General features: G+C 63.3%; 17 protein-coding genes, 1 tRNA gene and 1 riboswitch. Of the genes, 8 read left to right on the top strand and 10 right to left on the bottom strand.

The window, feature by feature from the left end:
• Nucleotides 1–157 precede the first annotated feature (157 nt).
• The 3 genes from NKG99_RS23290 to NKG99_RS23280 form a co-directional block, all read right to left on the bottom strand.
• On the bottom strand, nt 158–931 hold the full coding sequence (locus NKG99_RS23290; protein ID WP_352870995.1) for a CbtA family protein: 774 nt from the start codon (nt 929–931) through the stop codon (nt 158–160).
• Between the two features lie 15 nt (nt 932–946).
• Nucleotides 947–1,126 carry a CbtB domain-containing protein gene (locus NKG99_RS23285; RefSeq protein WP_109667912.1) on the bottom strand — a complete coding sequence of 60 codons (180 nt, stop codon included), beginning with the start codon at nt 1,124–1,126 and terminating at the stop codon, nt 947–949.
• 36 nt (nt 1,127–1,162) lie between these two features.
• Nucleotides 1,163–1,358, bottom strand: a riboswitch (cobalamin riboswitch).
• Nucleotides 1,359–1,623: 265 nt separating this feature from the next.
• Entirely contained in the window at nt 1,624–2,823 is a 1,200-nt protein-coding gene (locus NKG99_RS23280; RefSeq protein WP_352870994.1) for an MFS transporter, read from the bottom strand.
• Between the two features lie 224 nt (nt 2,824–3,047).
• Between NKG99_RS23280 and NKG99_RS23275 the strand changes: the two genes are divergently transcribed.
• Together NKG99_RS23275 and NKG99_RS23270 are read left to right on the top strand one after the other, a co-directional pair.
• A complete protein-coding gene (locus NKG99_RS23275) occupies nt 3,048–4,046 on the top strand; it encodes a heparan-alpha-glucosaminide N-acetyltransferase (protein WP_352870993.1) in 999 nt (332 codons plus the stop codon).
• Nucleotides 4,043–4,519: a methyltransferase family protein gene (locus tag NKG99_RS23270; RefSeq protein ID WP_352870992.1), complete on the top strand. Its 477-nt coding sequence runs from the start codon at nt 4,043–4,045 to the stop codon at nt 4,517–4,519. The genes NKG99_RS23275 and NKG99_RS23270 overlap by 4 nt, the downstream gene beginning before the upstream one ends.
• A gap of 7 nt (nt 4,520–4,526) precedes the next feature.
• Here NKG99_RS23270 and NKG99_RS23265 read toward each other — a convergent pair whose 3' ends face one another.
• Both NKG99_RS23265 and mgtE read right to left on the bottom strand, forming a co-directional pair.
• Nucleotides 4,527–4,913 carry a MerR family transcriptional regulator gene (locus NKG99_RS23265; protein ID WP_006203215.1) on the bottom strand — a complete coding sequence of 129 codons (387 nt, stop codon included), beginning with the start codon at nt 4,911–4,913 and terminating at the stop codon, nt 4,527–4,529.
• Between the two features lie 144 nt (nt 4,914–5,057).
• A complete protein-coding gene (gene mgtE / locus NKG99_RS23260; protein ID WP_352870990.1) occupies nt 5,058–6,476 on the bottom strand; it encodes a magnesium transporter in 1,419 nt (472 codons plus the stop codon).
• Between the two features lie 396 nt (nt 6,477–6,872).
• On the opposite strand from mgtE, the gene NKG99_RS23255 reads away from it, so the two are divergent.
• The 5 genes from NKG99_RS23255 (at nt 6,873) to sucD (ending at nt 11,949) form a co-directional block, all read left to right on the top strand.
• Nucleotides 6,873–7,544: a LuxR C-terminal-related transcriptional regulator gene (locus tag NKG99_RS23255; protein WP_352870989.1), complete on the top strand. Its 672-nt coding sequence runs from the start codon at nt 6,873–6,875 to the stop codon at nt 7,542–7,544.
• Nucleotides 7,545–7,671: 127 nt separating this feature from the next.
• Nucleotides 7,672–8,862 (top strand): aminotransferase class V-fold PLP-dependent enzyme, encoded by a 1,191-nt coding sequence (locus NKG99_RS23250; protein ID WP_352870988.1) that lies wholly within the window; start codon nt 7,672–7,674, stop codon nt 8,860–8,862.
• A 13-nt stretch (nt 8,863–8,875) separates the two neighbouring features.
• The gene (locus tag NKG99_RS23245; protein ID WP_352870987.1) at nt 8,876–9,838 is read left to right on the top strand and encodes an HpcH/HpaI aldolase/citrate lyase family protein; all 963 of its coding nucleotides are present in this window, start codon (nt 8,876–8,878) and stop codon (nt 9,836–9,838) included.
• An 18-nt stretch (nt 9,839–9,856) separates the two neighbouring features.
• Entirely contained in the window at nt 9,857–11,041 is a 1,185-nt protein-coding gene (locus NKG99_RS23240; RefSeq protein WP_502911000.1) for a malate--CoA ligase subunit beta, read from the top strand.
• An 11-nt stretch (nt 11,042–11,052) separates the two neighbouring features.
• Nucleotides 11,053–11,949, top strand: coding sequence for a succinate--CoA ligase subunit alpha (sucD, locus tag NKG99_RS23235; protein WP_352870986.1), 897 nt, complete (start codon nt 11,053–11,055; stop codon nt 11,947–11,949).
• 165 nt (nt 11,950–12,114) lie between these two features.
• Here sucD and NKG99_RS23230 read toward each other — a convergent pair.
• A tRNA-Leu gene (locus NKG99_RS23230) sits at nt 12,115–12,199 on the bottom strand.
• 274 nt (nt 12,200–12,473) lie between these two features.
• Here NKG99_RS23230 and lipB point away from each other — a divergent pair.
• On the top strand, nt 12,474–13,217 hold the full coding sequence (lipB, locus tag NKG99_RS23225; protein WP_352870985.1) for a lipoyl(octanoyl) transferase LipB: 744 nt from the start codon (nt 12,474–12,476) through the stop codon (nt 13,215–13,217).
• A gap of 21 nt (nt 13,218–13,238) precedes the next feature.
• On the opposite strand, the gene NKG99_RS23220 is transcribed toward lipB, so the two are convergent.
• The 4 genes from NKG99_RS23220 to proS form a co-directional block, all read right to left on the bottom strand.
• Nucleotides 13,239–14,489 (bottom strand): site-2 protease family protein, encoded by a 1,251-nt coding sequence (locus NKG99_RS23220; protein ID WP_352870984.1) that lies wholly within the window; start codon nt 14,487–14,489, stop codon nt 13,239–13,241.
• A gap of 397 nt (nt 14,490–14,886) precedes the next feature.
• Nucleotides 14,887–15,579: an ABC transporter ATP-binding protein gene (locus NKG99_RS23215; RefSeq protein WP_352870983.1), complete on the bottom strand. Its 693-nt coding sequence runs from the start codon at nt 15,577–15,579 to the stop codon at nt 14,887–14,889.
• On the bottom strand, nt 15,576–16,862 hold the full coding sequence (locus tag NKG99_RS23210) for a lipoprotein-releasing ABC transporter permease subunit (RefSeq protein ID WP_352870982.1): 1,287 nt from the start codon (nt 16,860–16,862) through the stop codon (nt 15,576–15,578). Before NKG99_RS23210 ends, NKG99_RS23215 begins: the two co-directional genes overlap by 4 nt.
• Entirely contained in the window at nt 16,859–18,187 is a 1,329-nt protein-coding gene (gene proS, locus NKG99_RS23205; RefSeq protein WP_352870981.1) for a proline--tRNA ligase, read from the bottom strand. The genes NKG99_RS23210 and proS overlap by 4 nt, the downstream gene beginning before the upstream one ends.
• Between the last annotated feature and the right edge of the window lie 438 nt (nt 18,188–18,625).

Here is an 18,625-nt window from a genome sequence, read left to right as displayed (position 1 = left end):
CGGCGGGGGGGGCCGGGCGTTGCGCTCGCCAATCTCGTCATAACGGGGGGCCGCGGGGGCTATATCGCCCCTGGGCGCGGGCACGCCGGCCGCCGCTATGGGGGCGCGGGCGCGGTGGCGGGCGCGCCCACCACCGATGATGAAGGTGAGCTTGCTGTCAGGCAAAGCTGCCGCGCAAGCTGGTCGCCGTACCGGTGAAGCGTCCGCGCACCACGCCGACCACCGCGCCGAGCACCAGCCAGAACACCAGATTGGTCAGCGTCACCGCCACCACGAATTGGTGATGCAGGCCTTCCGGGATCAGCGTCTCGAAACTGTCGGGCTGCGGTGCTCCGACGATATGCGGTGCGACGATCAAGGCCACGGCCAGGATCGCCAGCGGCAGCGACTTGCGGAAGGCGATCAGGCCAAGCCCGATGGCGGTCGCCACCACGGTTGCCGTCCACCAGATCTGGCGCTGGGTGAGGTCGGCCGCAGGCATGGCCGGCAGTTCCGGCGGCAGGCCAAGACCCGGCGCCAGCGTGAAAACGGCAAAGCCGGCCAAGCCCCAGAATACGCCTTGACGCCAACCACCGATGCCGCCGGCGAATTCGGAGACCGCGACCAGGATCAGTGCGAAACCGATGCCGGTGACGATGTTGGCAAGCACGCTGAAGGCGAAACGCTCGAAACCGTCCGCCGGCGCCCAACCCTCGTCTCCCGCCGGAGCAGTCGCTTCCACCGGGGCCGGCGCCGCAGTGCTCATGGCGGTGGTATCCGTTGCGGCCGGTGCGGCGGCATGGTCGTGGCTGTGGCCACCGCCAGCCTGTTCGTAGACTTCCGCCTTCAGGATAAGCGGCACAGTGGCGTAGGCCTGCATGCAGGCGAGAACGACACCGGCCACAAGCCCTGCGATCGCCGCGATGAACACGACGTTGCGAAACAGGTTCATGATGTCAGATCCTCGTCAGTGGCAGGGAAACGCCATCGAATGGCGATAGTCGTGAGCCGCATTGTGGACCGCATCGATATGCGAGAAGCCGACAAAGCCCATCACGAAGATGCCGAGAAACGCAGCAAGAGCGAGTTGCATGAAGCGCGACTGCGAGGAGACGGAGGCGCCGAGGGAGACGGAAGCGGTAGTCATATCTTGTCCTTTCGCCCTCCACCCGAGGGCATCGAAGTCAGTTTCCTGTCGCCGGCAGGTCTCCTGGCTCGCGGATCAGCGCCCTTCCCCACCTTCCCGAAGAAAAATCTTCAGTGGCATATGGAGAGGACTACCGCACACAGTTGCGGGGGCAGCCACGGCATTGGGCGAAACCCGCCCTCACCGCATTCCCTCTTGGCTCCAAAATGGAACCGACGACATGAGCGACTATAGGCAGAATCCTCGCCTCCGGCAAACCAAATTCCGCCGGCAATCATCGCGAATGCGTCGCGCCAGACAAGGGCCGCCGGTGCCGCAATTGACATTTTCTTGGCCTTGTATCGGCTGACACCTTCACACGAAGCCAGCCAGGCAGCCCATTGCCGGCGAGCGCGATCCCTACAACGGCCCGACTCGGGCCGAACCGTCGCTGCCGTCATCGACCTGTTGGGATGCAGGCACCTCGGCATGCGGCACTTCCATCAAAGCCCTGAAGATCAAAGCGATTTCGGCAGGTAGCGCCACGTCACAAGACCGCAAACCGCCGCCAGCAGGCCGAGCGTGACGAACACCGAGCCCAGCCCGAAAAAGGCCAGCACCACCGAATAGACCAGCGGCGGCGTCAGTTCGGAAAAGTCGAGATAGGTCCGGTAGACCGCCGCCATCTGCGATCTTTCATAGGAGCGTACCGAGCGCATGAAGGCGGTCGAGCCGAGTGCGTCTAGCGCGATGGTGAAGAAGGCGCCGCCAAGCAGGAAGGCGCCGGCAAGCAGCGGCACGGTCTCACCGACAAAGCCTGCCGCCAGCAGCATGGCCGACATGGCGAAATAGGCAAACGTCATTGTCCTGCGGCCGCCGAAGCGCTTTCCTGCCTTGCCCCAGAAGATGGCCATGAACAGCAGCGCGTTGCCGGCCGAAACCAGCATGCCGCCGGCCAGCTTGCCTTCGCCGGTGATGACCATGAACAGTGGCCCATAGACGAAGAAGGTCGTCCAGAAACAGGAGCGGCCGAAAGCAATCAGCCAGGCCAGTCTGAGCCTGGGCTGCGCGACGAAGCGGCCGATATTGGCGAGCGGATTGACCGGGCGCGTCTTGCCCGGACGAATCGAAGGGTTGTCGCCGAGCCGGTAGGTCCAGAACAGCGCCAGCAAAGCCTGGGCGAAGATCGCCACGGCGCCATGCGCGGCATAGATGCCGAAGCGTGTGTAAAGGAAGATGCCGAGCGTCGGCCCGCCGGTCCAGGCCAGCATCGACCACGCCATGCGCAGCGATTCGGCCTGCATGAAATCCGTCTTACGGATGTGGTCCATGATGTAGAGGTTGAGCGTGATCGACAGCGCGCTGGCGCCCATCACACGGCACAGCATGCCGGCCAGTTGCCCGGCAAGCGTATGCGTGACGAAGAACAGCGAGCCGATGGCCAGCAGGCAGGCGCCTGCCGTGTAGACCCAGCGGCGGGCAAAGCGGCGGATCAGCATCGGCATGAACAGCGTCACCGACAGGCCGAGCATCGCCACGATGGTGTAGAGGATCGAGACGACCTGCTCATTGTGCAGGATCTCGTAGGCCTGGATCGGGATGACGCTCGAGACCGTGGCGCGGGAGAAGGATTCGACCGCATAGAGCGAGGCGAAGGTGCGCGCGTCCGCGGCCTTGAGGGCCGGAAGCCAGATCGGATGACGCACATGAGTGGACATTGCTCTCCCCGAGGCGGATTTGCCGGGTCGAATCTGCCGTGGCGATGCCGACGCCAATAAGAGGAAACCGACGCATACCCGGCAAAAAGCGAAGTCGGCCAAAGGCTTTCCGCCACTGGCCTAAAGCGGCGCCTGATCCAGTCCGCGTTGTCAGGTGCCCGGCCTTCTTTTGCCCGGTGCAACCGTGATAGTCGTTTTGCGGGGCTGAATCAGAATGCGAGACCATGACCATCCAAACGCCGACCGCACCCGTCCAGGATCGACCAAAGCGCATCGTCGCTATCGACATCGTGCGCGGCATCGCGCTGATCGCCATGGCGAGCTACCATTTCACCTGGGATCTGGAGTTCTTCGGCTACACCGATCCCGGCCTGACCGCCTTTGGCTGGTGGAAAATCTACGCGCGCTGCATCGCCTCGACCTTCCTGTTCCTGGTCGGCGTCAGCCTGTATCTCGCCCATGGCCGACAAATCCGCTGGAACGGCTTTTGGAAGCGGTTCGCCATGGTCGCCGGAGCCGCGATCGCGATTTCTGTCGCCACCCGCATCGCCACGCCGGACGGCTTCATCTTCTTCGGCATCCTGCACGAGATCGCGCTGGCCAGCCTGCTCGGTCTGCTGTTTCTTCGCCTGCCGGCCTTGCTGACTTTGGTAATTGCCGCGCTGGTCATCGCGGCGCCGGTCTATCTGCGCTTCGAGGCCTTCGATCATCCGTGGCTGTGGTGGGTCGGCCTGTCGGCGATCAATCCGCGTTCCAACGACTACGTTCCGCTGTTTCCGTGGTTCGGCGCCGTGCTTATAGGCATCGGCATCACTAAGCTTGCCACGGCCGCGGGTTTCTTGACGCGGCTGGCGGATCTGGCGCCCGGACGCTGGGCCAACCCGCTGGTCTTCATCGGCCGGCACAGCCTGGCCTTCTACCTGATCCACCAGCCATTGCTGATCGGCTGCGTGTGGCTGTTCTCGCAGATCATGCCGGCACAGGTCGAAACCCCGCAGGTGAATTTCCTGAAAACCTGCCAGCTGTCCTGCGAGCAGTCGCGCGACACCGAGTTCTGTTCGAGCTACTGTGTCTGCATGCTCGATACGCTCGAGGGCGAGGCTACGCTTGATAGGCTCTACAACAACGACCAGACCGCGGAATGGAAGGCGCACCTGTCCGACCTTGCCGGCATGTGCACCGCCAAAACCGACAGCAAATTGATGGAGGAAGGGGCCAAATGACCGAGAACCAGCCGAAGCCGGGGCTCATACCATGGCCGCCGCTGATCTACATCGCCGCCATCGCCATCAGCATCGCGCTGGGCCTGCTCTATCCCCTGCCCTGGATCGGCGACCTCTTGGGCGATATTCTTTTCGCCGCCGGCTGGGTGGCACTTTTCGGTGTCGCGGCGCTCTGGTTCACCGCGATCCGCACCATGATCCGGGCCAAGACCACGCTCAACCCCAACGCGGTGCCCGATCACCTCGTCACGTCAGGCCCCTTCGGCATCACCCGCAATCCGATGTATCTGGCCAACACGCTGCTGTTGATCGGCGTCGCCTTTGTCTCGGGCATTGCGTGGTTCCTGCCGCTGGCGTTCATCGCGGCCTACGCCACGCAGAAGGTGGCGATCGAGCGCGAGGAAAAAGTGCTGGCGGCGAAGTTCGGCAAGAAATACCGCGACTACGCGAAACGCGTGCGGCGCTGGATTTGAAGACCCGTTACGTATTGACGCCGAGTTCGACGAGCCGCTCGACACAAGATTCCTCGGCCTGGTCGAGTTCGGCGAGCGTTTCCTCGAGGTCGCGGCGCTTCTGCCTGAGATCCTCGCGCTTTTCTTCGATGCGCTTGATCATCAGCTTGAGTTGACCGACCTCGCCGGGAGGCTCCTTGTACATCTGGATGATTTCGCGGATTTCGTTGATCGAAAAGCCAAGCCTCTTGCCGCGCATGATTTGCCGGATGAGGTGACGATCGGACGGGCGAAATAGCCGTGTGCGGCCACGCCGCACCGGCTGCACCAGTCCTTCATCCTCATAGAAGCGCAGCGTCCGCGTCGATACGTCGAACTCGCGAGTCAACTCGGTGATCGAATAATATTCCCGCATTATCACTCCCACACGCCGGAATTCTGGCGATCGCCATCCGGCGTCGCCTCCGTCCCGAACCAAACCCATGCCATGCCGGAATCGACATGGCGCCCCGCGTCAGCCTCGCACGGCGTTTACGTAAAAGTCAATTGAGGGCGCACGTCAAGGCACGCCGAACCACCATGTGGCGATGCCCAGAAACGCAAAGAAGCCGACGACATCGGTAACGGTGGTGACGAAGACCGCGGAAGCAACCGCTGGATCGACCTTGAAACGGTCGAGCAGCAGCGGGATCAGGATGCCGGCCAAGGCGGCCACGAACATGTTGATAATCATCGCCGCCGCGATGATGCCGCCCAGATTGGGATCGCGGAACCAGGCCGCCGCGACGATACCGATCAGGACGGCGAAGATAATGCCGTTGATGAAGCCGACACCCATCTCGCGGCGAATGATGCGGCTGGCGTTGTAGATGTCGAGATCCCTGGTCGCCAGCGCCCGCACGGTGACGGTCATGGTCTGCGAGCCGGCATTGCCGCCCATGCCGGCGACGATCGGCATCAGCACCGCCAGCGCCACGATATGTTCGATCGTGCGGTCGAACAGGCTGATCACCGAGGCCGCCAGGAACGCGGTCAAAAGGTTGATCAGCAACCACGGAACGCGCGAGCGCGAGGTCGAAAAGATACTGTCGGAAAGCTCTTCGTCGCCGACGCCGCCCATGCGCATCAGGTCTTCCTCGGCCTCCTGCTGGATGACGTCGACGACATCGTCGATGGTCAGCACGCCGACCAGCCGTTCGTTCTCGTCGACGACGGCGGCCGACAAAAGATCGTACTGCTCGAATTCCCGCGCCGCCTCTTCCTGGTCCATGGTGGCGGGAATGGCGTGCCGCGTCTCGTGCATCACCTCCTCGACCTTGACCGAGCGCTTGGTGCGCAGGATCTGGTCGAGGTCGATGGCGCCAAGCAGCTTGAAGCTCGGATCGATGACGAATATCTGGCTAAAGCGCTCGGGCAGGTTGTTGTCCTCGCGCATGTAGTCGATGGTCTGGCCGATCGTCCAGAACGGCGGCACCGCGACGAACTCCGTCTGCATGCGGCGGCCGGCCGTCTCCTCCGGGTAATCGAGCGAGCGGCGCAGCCTGATCCGCTCGGTGAACGGCAGCTGCGACAGGATCTCGTCCTGGTCTTCCTGGTCGAGATCCTCGAGAATGTAGACAGCGTCGTCGGAATCGAGCTCCTGCACCGCTTGGGCAATCCGCGCATTGGGCAGATTGTCGACGATCTCCATGCGGATCGCCTCATCGACCTCGGTCAGCGCGGAGAAGTCGAAGTCGGCGCCCAACAGTTCGACCAGCGCGCGGCGCTGGTCGGGGTGCAGCGCCTCGAGCAGATCGCCGAGTTCCGATTGATGCAGATCATCGACTTCACGCTTCAGCGTGAGCGTGTCGCGATCGGCGATCGCCGCACCAATCTGGGCAAGGAAGGACGAAAGGACGGCGCCGTCCTCGCCATAGATGTCGGCGTGGTGCTCCTCGGCGGCCCTGGCGCCGGTCGTCCGTTCGTCCTGGCCTTCCACCAGCGCCTCCCGCCATCGCAATCCTGGAAAAGGTGCAAATCAGGTCTAGAGCATCGAACCCAAAAGTGGAAACCGGTTTTGGGAAAATCCGGCGTTCTGACGGAGATGGACGTCGGCACGATTCGATTTGAGAACTTATCGCTCTAACGCTCGGAATATCAAACGAAATGGGTGCTTTCCCACCTCGCCTGCTTCACCAGGAAAGGTATCGCGTACGTTCACCCGGACAATACCTATACTGTCAAAAACCGGCCGGGTTCCGGTTCAGGACACGCGACAGCGCATGTCGCTGGGGAAAGAGCACGCCAGCGCGATTGGGTCAGAATTGTCCTGGTACCGGCTCCAAGGCGAACACTTGGATCCGCCTATCTCCGCAACCAGAGCAACCGGACGTCCTTGAAGATAAAGCCGGAGACAACGAAAAAGGCAATCGAAGCGAGGCGCGTCCGCGTCGTCGTCGCCGAACGCAATCCGCTCGTCATATCGGCGCTGCGTGAAATGCTGGACTGCGATGGGCGTTTCGAGCTTGTGGCCTCCGTGCAAAGCGGCAGGCATTTCCTGGACCTGGCGGCGGAGGCCGAGTTCGATGTCGCCGTCATCGGCTGGAAGCTCGCCGACATGGATGGCGCCGATGTCCTTGCCGAGGTCCAGAGCCGCAAGTTCGATGTGCGCATCACGGTCTTTTCCAATGACCACGACATCGGCATCCTGAAGCAATGCGTGCGGCTCGGCGCGCAGGGCTACTGCTTCCAGTTCGACGATCCGCCGATCATCTTCGACACGATCCTGGCCGTCGCGCACGGCCGAATCTGCATCCCCTATATCGACATCAACAAGGTCAACGACACGCCGCTATCGCAGCTCACCGTTCGTGAGCGCGAACTGCTGGCGGTGCTGTCCGACGGTTGGACCAATCTTCAGATCGCGACACGGACCGGTATCTCGGAAAATACCGTGAAGTACCACCTCAAGAATCTTTACGACAAGCTTGATGTCCGCAACCGGGCGATGGCCGTCGCGCTCTATTCGAGCGAGAGGCGCCGCAGTCCCAAGCAGCCTTTCGGGTAGGTCGAGCCCACCCACGCGCGGCGACAATTTACCCGGCAAGGTGTTGTTGCCGAGCGCCGCCGAAACGACACTCACTCCACAAATTCTGGCACTCGCCACGAATTCTGGCACTAGGAGGAGTTCGCGCATGGCTGGGTTCACCCATCTTTTCATTCCAGGACCCACCAACATCCCGGAGCAGGTCCGGCAAGCGATGAACCTCCCGATGGAGGATATGCGCGCCGCATCATTCCCTGATTTCATGTTGCCGCTGTTTGAAGACATCCGACGGGTCTTCAAGAACGAGACCGGCCGCGTCTTCATCTACCCGTCGTCCGGCACCGGTGCCTGGGAAGCGGCGATGACCAATGTTCTCAGCCCCGGCGACCGCGTGCTGATGTCGCGCTTCGGCCAGTTCTCGCATCTGTGGGTCGACATGGCCGAGCGCCTCGGTTTCGAGGTGGACGTGATCGACTGCGAATGGGGAACCGGCGTGCCGCTCGACCTCTATGCTGAAAAGCTGAAGGCGGACAAGGCGCATCGCATCAAAGCGGTCTTCTGCACGCAGAACGAGACCGCGACCGGCGTCACCAGCGACGTCGCCGGCTGCCGCGCCGTGCTCGACGCCGCTGATCACCCTGCCCTGCTCTTTGTCGACGGTGTGTCGTCGATCGGCTCGATCGATTTTCGGCAGGAGGAATGGGGCGTCGACTGCGCTGTCAGCGGTTCGCAAAAAGGTTTCATGCTGCCGGCCGGCCTCGGCTTCCTCTCAGTCAGCAAGAAGGCGCTCGTCGCCTCGAGGATGGCTACCCACCGACGCTGCTTCTTCTCGTTCGAGGACATGATCCGCGCCAACGACGCCGGCTATTTCCCCTACACGCCGGCGACACAATTGCTGCGCGGCCTGCGCGCCTCGCTCGATCTGATCGCCGACGAAGGGCTCGACAACATCTTCGTCCGTCACCATCGCCTCGCCGAAGGCGTGCGCAAGGCGGTCGACGCCTGGGGCTTGAAGCTTTGCGCGAAGGCGCCGAAATGGCACTCCGACACCGTCAGCGCCATCCTCGTGCCGGAAGGCATCGACAGCGCCGACGTCGTCAAGCGCGCCTCCCAGACTTACCGGACGTCGCTCGGCGGCGGGCTCAACAAGGTGTTCGGCAAGGTCTTCCGTATCGGCCATCTCGGTTGGCTGAACGAAGTCATGGTGCTCGCCTCGCTGTCAGCGGCGGAAATGGCGCTCCTCGATTGCGGCGTGCAGCTGGCGCCGGGCTCCGGCGTCGGCGCCGCCATCCAGCATTTTCGCGCTTCGGCCGCAGTGCCTGTCGCCGAAGCCGCGTGAGGGGGAGCCGACCATGAGCCACACCATCAACCATCTGAAGAAACTGAGACTGCAACGCAGCGAACTCGCGGTTCCCGGCTCAAGCCCGGAGATGATCGACAAGGCGGCGAACAGCGCCGCCGACTTCGTCTTCCTCGACATCGAGGACGCGGTGGCTCCGCCGGACAAGGAACGCGCCCGCAAGAACATCATTCAGGCGCTCAACGACATCGACTGGCGCGCCAAGGGCAAGACCGTTTCGGTGCGCATCAACGGCCTCGACACACATTACATGTACCGCGACGTGGTCGACGTGATGGAACAGGCCGGCGACCGGCTGGACACGATCCTGGTGCCGAAAGTCGGTGTGCCGGCCGACCTCTACATGGTCGAGGCCATGGTCAACCAGATCGAGATGGCCAAGGGCTACAAGACCCGTGTCGGACTGGAAGCGCTCATCGAGACGGCACTCGGCATGGCCAATGTCGAGGCGATCGCCGCGACATCAGGCCGCCTGGAGGCAATGCATTTCGGCGTCGCCGACTATGCCGCGAGTTGCAAGGCGCGAACCGTCAACATCGGCGGCCTCAACCCGGACTATCCCGGCGACCAGTGGCACTTCGCTCTGTCGCGGATGACCGTCGCCTGCAGGGCCTACGGCCTGCGCGCCATCGACGGACCATTCGGCGATTTCTCCGACCCGGAAGGTTACATCGCTGGGGCAAAGCGCGCGGCTGCGCTCGGCATCGAAGGCAAATGGGCCATCCACCCCTCGCAGATCGCGCTCGCCAATGACGTCTTCTCGCCGCCGGAAAAGGAGGTCACGCGCGCCAGGCGCATCCTCGAAGTGCTGAAGGAGGCCGAGGCGCTGGGTAAGGGAGCGGCCGCGCTCGACGGCAAGATGATCGATGCCGCGTCGGAGCGCATGGCGAGGAACGTATTGGTGGTCAACGAAGCAATCGAACGCGCCAGCCAATCACGCGTCGCCACGCATTGACTGCTTAGGGAGGACAAGATGGACATTCACGAGTATCAGGCCAAGGAACTGCTCGCCCGTCACGGGGTTCACGTCCCGTGCGGCGGCCTCGCCTACAGCCCCGAGCAGGCGACCTACCGCGCCCGCGAGATCGGCGGCGGCAAATGGGTGCTGAAGGCGCAGGTCCATTCCGGTGCCCGCGGCAAGGCCGGCGGCATCAAGCTCTGCGCCAATGACGAGGAAATCTCGGACGCGGCGGAAGCCATGCTCGGCCGCAAGCTGGTGACCCAGCAGACCGGCCCGCGCGGCAAGCTGATTTCGCGGCTCTATCTCGAGGAGGCCGTCGACATCGCGCAGGAACTGTATGTCGGCTTCGTTCTCGACCGAAAAGAGGAGCGCGTCATGATCGTGGCGTCGGCCGCCGGCGGCATGGAGATCGAGGATATCGTCGAGAGGGCGCCGGATTCCATCATCCGGACCACGGTCGATCCCGGCGTCGGCATGCAGCGCTTCCAGGCGCGCGAGATCGCCTTCGGGCTTGGCCTGGATCAGAGCCTGATCGGCAAGGCGACCGAAACCATCTTCAGCTGCTACCAGGTGTTCCGCGACTACGACGCCTCGATGCTGGAGATCAATCCGCTGGTGGTCACCCGCGACGGCAACCTCGTCGCGCTCGACGCCAAGATGTCGTTCGACGAGAACGCGTTGTACCGGCGGCCGGAAATCTCCGAGCTGCGCGACAAGAGCCAGGAAGACCCTCGCGAAACCTTCGCCAGCGACCGCGGCCTCTCCTATGTCGGCCTCGATGGCAATATCGGCTGCATCATCAACGGCGCCGGCCTCGCCATGGCAACGATGGACATGATCAAGATCGCCGGCGGCGAGCCGGCGAACTTCCTGGACATCGGCGGCGGCGCCTCGCCGGAGCGGGTCGCGAAATCGTTCCGTGCCGTGCTTGGTGACAAGAATGTCGAGACCATCCTGGTCAACATCTTCGCCGGCATCAACCGCTGCGACTGGGTCGCCGAGGGCGTCGTCAAGGCGATCCGCGAAGTCGGCGTCAACGTGCCATTGGTGGTGCGGCTTGCCGGCACCAAGGTCGAGGAAGGGCGCCGCATCCTTGCCGATTCCGGCGAGGCGGTGATCGTTGCCGACACGCTGGCGGAAGCCGCCGAAAAAGCCGTCGCCGCCTGGCGCGCGGTGTCGCTCAAGAAAGCAAGCTGAGGGAGTTCGAAATGGCAATCCTGCTCAATCGCAGCACGCGCGTCATCGTCCAGGGGTTTACCGGCAAGATCGGCAGCTTCCATGCCGAGGACATGAAGCGCTACGGCACCAAGCTCGTCGGCGGCGTGACGCCTGGCAAGGGCGGGCAGACGCATCTCGGCCTGCCCGTTTTCAACACCGTCAAGGGAGCCGTTCGCGAAACCCGCGCCGAGGCCAGCATCGTCTTCGTGCCGCCGCCTTTCGCCGCCGACTCCATCATGGAAGCCGCGGATGCCGGGATAAAACTCTGCGTCTGTATCACCGACGGCATCCCCTCGCAGGACATGATGCAGGTCAAGCGCTACATGCGCCGCTACCGTTTTGAGGACCGCATGCGGCTGATCGGGCCTAACTGCGCCGGGGTGATTACGCCCGGGCAGGCACTGATGGGCATCATGCCGGGCAGCATCTACCTCCCCGGCCGCGTCGGCATCGTGGGGCGTTCGGGCACGCTCGGCTATGAGGCCGCCTCGCAGATGAAGGCGCTTGGCATCGGCGTCTCGACCAGCGTCGGCATCGGCGGCGATCCGATCAACGGCTCGTCTTTCAAGGACATTCTGAAGCTGTTCGAGCAGGACGACGAAACCGATGCCGTGGTGATGATCGGCGAGATCGGCGGACCGCAGGAGGCGGAAGCAGCGATCTGGGCGCGCGACAACATGCGCAAGCCGCTGATCGCCTACATCGCCGGGCTCTCCGCGCCAAAAGGCCGGCGCATGGGCCATGCCGGCGCCATCATCTCGGCCTTCGGCGAATCGGCGCAGGAAAAGGTCGAAATCCTGAAAGAGGCCGGCGTCGCCATCGTGCCGACGCCATCGTCTTTCGGCGAGGTCGTGGCCGATACCCTGGCCCGGAAGAAGGCCGCCTGATTTCCACGATCAAGCCGGCTTTCGGGGCACCTGAAAAAGCGAAGTGGCGGCGTGGTCTGAATGACGCGCCGCCGCTGCCGTTTCGACCCTCGGGAAGCCTGTGGCCGCGACATGTCATCGCTTGCCGCCCCGGCTCTCCAGAATCAATATTGTTTAGGGAAACTTTGGTGCGGTCGAGAAGACTCGAACTTCCACGGGTTGCCCCACAGCGACCTCAACGCTGCGCGTCTACCAATTCCGCCACGACCGCACGTGGTAGAGCCGGAACCGACCGGCTCGCGGCGTGTAGCAAATCGTTTCCGGCGAAACAAGTGCGCGACACGTAATAATCGCCAGCCATTTTGGCATAACGGTCAAGAAGCTTGAAACGCCCCTCGAACTGGACGTTTTGCCCGATTGCCGCCATATGAAGGACCAGGCATGTCGTCCAAAAAGGCGCCGAGCGGTTTCGGGACTACGACATGAACAAGACAACACCCGGGGCATGTCGCATTTGAAATGACGCGCCGTGGACGAGAGCCGTGATGACAGAACGCAGCCAGATAGCCACGTCGTTCCTGCCCCTGCCCGGCTCAGCGCCGGTCGAGTGGCTGATCGAGCCCGGCCTCACCGCCTATCCCGATGCGCTTGCCTTCATGGAGGCACGCGCCGAGGCGATCCGAAGCGGGGCCGCCGGCGAAATGGTCTGGCTGGTCGAACACCCCCCGCTCTACACCGCCGGCACCAGCGCCCGTGACAAGGATCTGATCGACGCCAACCGCTTCCCGGTCTTCGCGGCCGGCCGCGGCGGCGAATACACCTATCATGGGCCAGGCCAGCGGGTCGCCTATGTCATGCTCGACCTGAAGCGGCGGCGCGAGGATGTCCGCGCCTTTGTCGCCGCGCTTGAACAGTGGATCATCGGCACGCTCGCCGCCTTCGATGTGCATGGCGAGCGCCGCGAGGACCGGGTCGGCGTCTGGGTGGTGCGGCCGGATCGCCCTACGCTGCCGGACGGCTCGCCGGCCGAGGACAAGATTGCGGCAATAGGCATCAGGCTGCGGCGTTGGGTGAGCTTCCACGGCATCGCCATCAATGTCGAGCCGGACCTCGACCATTTCAGCGGCATCGTGCCCTGCGGCGTGCAGGACCACGGCGTCACCAGCCTCGTCGACCTCGGCCTTCCCCTGACAATGGCCGACCTTGATCTCGCGCTGAAATCCGCCTTCGAGGACGTGTTCGGTCCCGCCACGGCTTTGCCCGCCGAAGCCGCACGCAAGGCCGGCTGAATCGTCCCGCCTAGGACAAGCTCAGATGAGTTGCGCCGACGCCCACAAAACGCCGCAGCCATGGATAGCAAACACCGCCAGCAGCGCCCCGGCGATGGCGAAGCGGTCGACGGTGCGGATCGGCTTCAGCTCATGGCGCGGCTTTATTCCGCTGCTCATCGTCAGCAGGCTGAGAATTGAAAACACCGCTCCTGTAGCGAGCAGAAAGTTGGAAGAAAAGCCGGCCTGCCAACCCACCGCCAGGAAGGCCGAGAGCAGGAAGAACGAGGCCAGCGCCAGCGCGACCGGCCCCGGGCAGATCTGGCGCAGCACCTGGCCGCCGTCGAACTTCCACACCGGCACCAGATTGGCGATGTTGAACAGGGCGGCGAAGCCCGCCAGCGTCGCCAGCAGCCCAGCCGCCAACCGATGCCCTTCCGCGCCGGCAAAGGTGCTGGCGGCGATTGCGATCGGCACCAGGAAGGCGGAGAAGCCGGCGCCCATCAATGCCACGAAGGCGACCTCGAAACGGCTGTCATAGGGCCGCCCGCCAATGGCGATGCCACCGAGCAATGGAATGAAGATCATCCGTGCCCTGTTGTGACCCATCAGCCGAAATGCGGCCATGTGCCCGAACTCGTGCAAGGCCACGACCGATGTCAGGATCGCGGCCAGTGCCAGCCCGCCGAAGTGAAGGCCGAAGAACGGCCACAGGATCAACGCCGAAAGACCGGCGAAGCCGACCTGACTGAGCGGATGCTCGAACCAGCCGCCCTTGCGATACTGCCCGGTCCGCGCCCAGCGCCGCAACTTGCCGAGTTCGCGGCGCATGGCGAAATAGCGGAACACCAGGAAGGCAACGCCGCGATAGCGATCGGTCTGGCTGAGCGTCACCCGCGTGCCGTTGCCCTCGGGAACGAGTTCAGCGGTTTCGCGATAGTCCTTCCAGAACGAAGCGTCGAGCGCGGTGTCCTCGATGACACGCATCGAGAAGCGGCTGCCCTCGACGACGTCTTCAAACCGCGACCTGCGCTCGATCGGCTTGCCGTCGCGTCCTTCCCAGGACAGCGTGATGCGGGCCACGCCCTCGCCGTCCGGCGCCTCGGCGGAAAGGATCTCGCCCGACCAGCCGGCATCGCTGCCATGCGGCCACAGCGCCTGCCAGAGGCGCTGCCGGTCCGCTGCTATCACGCGGCTGAGCCGGACTGTGCGCAGACCAAGCGGCACGGTCATCAAGAGAAAGATCAGCCCGAGATTGCTGGCCACGAGAATGGCCGTGACGATGGGCGACACCTGACGTTGCTCCCTGTCTTTCAGGGCACCCTAACGTCGCGGCGGCAAGAAAAGCTTAACGGCGGAGCGGCCCTGTCCCTTCAGGAACAGCGGCGGCGAACGCCGCCAAATCACATGGCTCCGATCCAGATCGCCATGGAAACGAGAAAGGTGCTCATGCAAACCAGTGAGATGACATCCTGAACCAGATCGGTCATAACTCTCTCCTGTTGTTGATATGTTCGTATTTTGTTCTAATTTTGTTCAAATGTCAACGCGCGCAATCCGGCTACATCAGGAATTTTCGGGCGATCAAATCGGCAAGGTTAAGGAAAGGTTGAGGTGCGAGCGACAGCTGCGGAAACAGGCATCGGTGGCGGACTGTCAGTGAGCCCGCCATGATTTGTCGAGACCGAGGTCAGCCCGAGCCGAGCGGCACCACTTTGCCATCTGCCAGCGTCACCCGCCGGTCCATGCGCGATGCCAGCTCGTGATTGTGGGTGGCGATCAGCGCCGCGAGGCCCGATTGCTTGACCAGCGCCGCCAGCGCCTCGAACACATAGGAGGCGGTGACCGGGTCGAGATTGCCGGTCGGCTCATCCGCCAGCAGCACCAGCGGCGCATTGGCAACGGCGCGGGCAATGGCGACGCGCTGCTGCTCGCCGCCGGAAAGCTCGGACGGCCGGTGCGACGCGCGCTTGCCGATCTGCATGTAATCGAGCAGCTGGGCCGCGCGCTCGGCCGCCTCCTTGCGGCTCAGCCCTTTGATGAGCTGCGGCATCATGATGTTTTCCAGCGCCGAGAATTCCGGCAGCAAATGATGGAACTGATAGACGAAGCCGACATCGTTGCGGCGGATCGCCGTGCGCTCGTCGTCGGAGAGCCGCCCGCAGGCACGGCCGGCGAGGATGACGTCGCCGGCGTCGGGACGCTCCAGCAGGCCGGCAGTGTGCAACAGCGTCGACTTGCCGGTGCCCGACGGCGCCACCAGCGCCACCATCTCACCGCGCTTCAGCGAGAAATCGGCACCGTTCAAGATAGTGAGCTTGCGCGGCCCCTGGACATAGTGCCGCTCGACGCTCTTCAGCTCGATAATGGCCTCGGCCATCACTCGTACCTCAAGGCTTCGACGGGATCGAGGCGCGCGGCCCGCCATGCCGGAAACACCGTTGCCAGGAACGACAGGCCGAGCGCCATCAGGATGACATAGGTCGTCTCGCGCGGATCCATCTTCGCCGGCAACTGGCTGAGGAAATAGAGTTCCGGATTGAACAGAACCTTGCCGGTCATCCACGAGAAGAACTGGCGGATCGATTCGATGTTGGTGCAGATCAGCACGCCGAGCAGCACGCCGGCGAGCGTGCCCGTCACGCCGATCGCCGCACCCGTCATCAGGAAGATGCGCAGGATGGCGCCGCGCGACGCCCCCATGGTGCGCAGGATGGCAATGTCATGCCCCTTGTCCTTCACCAGCATGATCAGGCCGGAGATGATGTTCAACGCCGCCACCAGCACGATCAGGGTCAGGATCATGAACATGACATTGCGCTCGACCTGCAGGGCGGAGAAGAACGTCTCGTTGCGTTGGCGCCAGTCGACCATATCGATCGGCCGCTGCGCCGCCGCCTCCACCTTCGGTTTCAGCGCGTCGACATCGTCGGGATTGTCGACATAGATCTCGATCGTCTGCGCCCGGCCGTCCATGTTGAAATAGAGCTGCGCCTCGGAGAACGGCATGTAGACGATGGAAGTGTCATATTCCGACATGCCGACTTCGAAGATCGCCGCGATCTTGTAGCCCTTCATGCGCGGCGTCGTGCCAATCGGGGTCACGTCGCCGTCCGGCGAGATCAAGGTGACGGTGTCACCAAGCGTCAAGCCGAGATTCTCGGCCATGCGCTTGCCGATGGCCACACCCTCGCCCGTTTCGAAATCGGCGATCGAGCCCTGCTTGATGTTGCTGGCAACGATCGAGATCTTGCTGAGATCCTCGCCGCGGATGCCGCGCACCAGCGCTCCGGTTCCGCCGCCGACATTGCCTTGCGCCAGCACCTGGCCATCGATCAGCGGGATGGCGTATTTGACGCCTGATACACCGTTGATGCGGCCGGCGACCTGCGCATAGTCCTCAAGCGGCGAATCGAGCGGCTGCACGATGAGATGGCCGTTGACGCCGAGGATGCGCGTCAGCAGCTCCGCGCGGAAGCCGTTCATCACCGCCATCACCACGATCAGCGTGGCGACCCCCAGCATGATGCCGAGGAAGGAGATCGAAGCGATCACCGAGATCACCGTCTCCTTGCGCCGCGAGCGCAAATAGCGCCACGCGACCATGCGCTCGAAGATGGAAAAAGGCCCGGCGCCTGCCGATCTTGCCGCCACCGCCTCGATCATGCGGCGACACCGAAGCGCTTCTTCACGTCCGCGACCGGCAGCGTCTCACGCTCGCCGGTCTTGCGATTCTTGATCTCGATCTCGCCGGCAGCCACGCCGCGCGGTCCAACGATCACTTGCCACGGCAGGCCGATCAGATCGGCGGTGGCGAACTTGCCGCCGGGCCGCTGGTCGGTGTCGTCATGGAGCACGTCCTTGCCGGCGGCCACGAAAGCGGCATGCAGCTCGTCGCAGACGCGGTCGCAGTCGGCGTCGCCCGCCTTCATGTTGATCAGCCCGATGTCGAACGGCGCCACCGCCTCCGGCCAGATGATGCCGTTGTCGTCGTGGCTCGCTTCGATGATCGCCGCGACAAGGCGCGACGGACCGATGCCGTAGGAGCCGCCGGAGACGAAATGATCCTTGCCGTCGGGCCCGGTCACCTTGGCGCCCATCGGCTTGGAATATTTGTCACCGAAATGGAAGATGTGGCCGACCTCGATGCCGCGAGCCGAAACCTTGTCGTTCTCGCCGATCTTTTCCCACGCCGCCTCGTCATGCATCTCGTCGGTGGCGGCGTAAGGCGTCGTCCACGTCTTGACGATGTCGCCGATCTCGGCGTCGTTGGCGAAGTCGGTCTTCTCTCCGGGCACATCAAGCGAAAGATAGTCGCGGTGGCAGTAGACCTGGCTCTCGCCGGTGTCGGCGAGGATGATGAATTCATGGCTGAGATCGCCGCCGATCGGCCCGGTGTCGGCTCGCATCGGGATAGCCTGCAGGCCCATGCGGGTGAAGGTCCTGAGATAGGACACGAACATCCTGTTGTAGGCCGCCTTGGCGTCTTCGAAGTCGAGGTCGAAGGAATACGCGTCCTTCATCAGGAATTCCCTGCTGCGCATGACGCCGAAGCGCGGCCGCACCTCGTCGCGGAACTTCCATTGGATGTGGTAGAGATTGAGCGGCAGGTCCTTGTAGGATTTGACATAGGCGCGGACGATCTCGGTGACCACTTCCTCATTGGTCGGGCCGTAGAGCATGTCGCGGTCCTGCCGGTCCTTGATGCGCAGCATCTCCTTGCCATAGTCGTCGTAGCGGCCGCTTTCGCGCCACAGATCGGCCGACTGGATGGTCGGCATCAGGATTTCCAGCGCACCGGCGCGATCCTGCTCCTCGCGAATGATGCGGCAGACCTTGTCCAGCACCCGCTTGCCGAGCGGCAGCCATGAGAAACTGCCCTGCCCCTGCTGGCGGATCATGCCGGCGCGCAGCATCAGCCGGTGCGAGACGATCTCGGCCTCGCGCGGATTTTCTTTGAGAATGGGCAGGAAATAGCGCGACAAACGCATGGACTGGTCCGTGAGTGAGAATGGCCGCGCGGGAATCGGCGCGGCACGGGCTTGCTTGCCCCGGCTTCATAGCCATTTCATGGCGGAATGGAAACCCGGACGCACTGGCCCGAAAATCGGAAATTGATTTTCAAAAATACGGCGGTGCTGGGAGTAAAACTGTTGCAGTGTACCTCGCGCGTCCGGCAAACGCGCGGCGTTCCAAGGCGCCGCATTTGCCCCGCGCGCCTTAGTGGTCGTTTCCCAAGCAACGCCTGCCGCACTATTGTGCAGTGCAGCACGAGAATGCCCGTTTCAAGGCAAAATTCTTCGTGACATTTTCATTCGCGTTAGGCTAATGTGCCCTGATAACCGAGAGGGTGGAAAAAAATCCGCTCTCCTACGCGGTCAAAGTCTTGGGAGGATGCGATCTAGGCGCGGTTACTCGCTGCCGCCGGA

It is taken from the genome of Mesorhizobium sp. M1409, from assembly GCF_040317535.1.
Taxonomy (GTDB): Bacteria; Pseudomonadota; Alphaproteobacteria; order Rhizobiales; family Rhizobiaceae; genus Mesorhizobium.
This window is presented reverse-complemented; position numbering and strand designations above follow the sequence as displayed.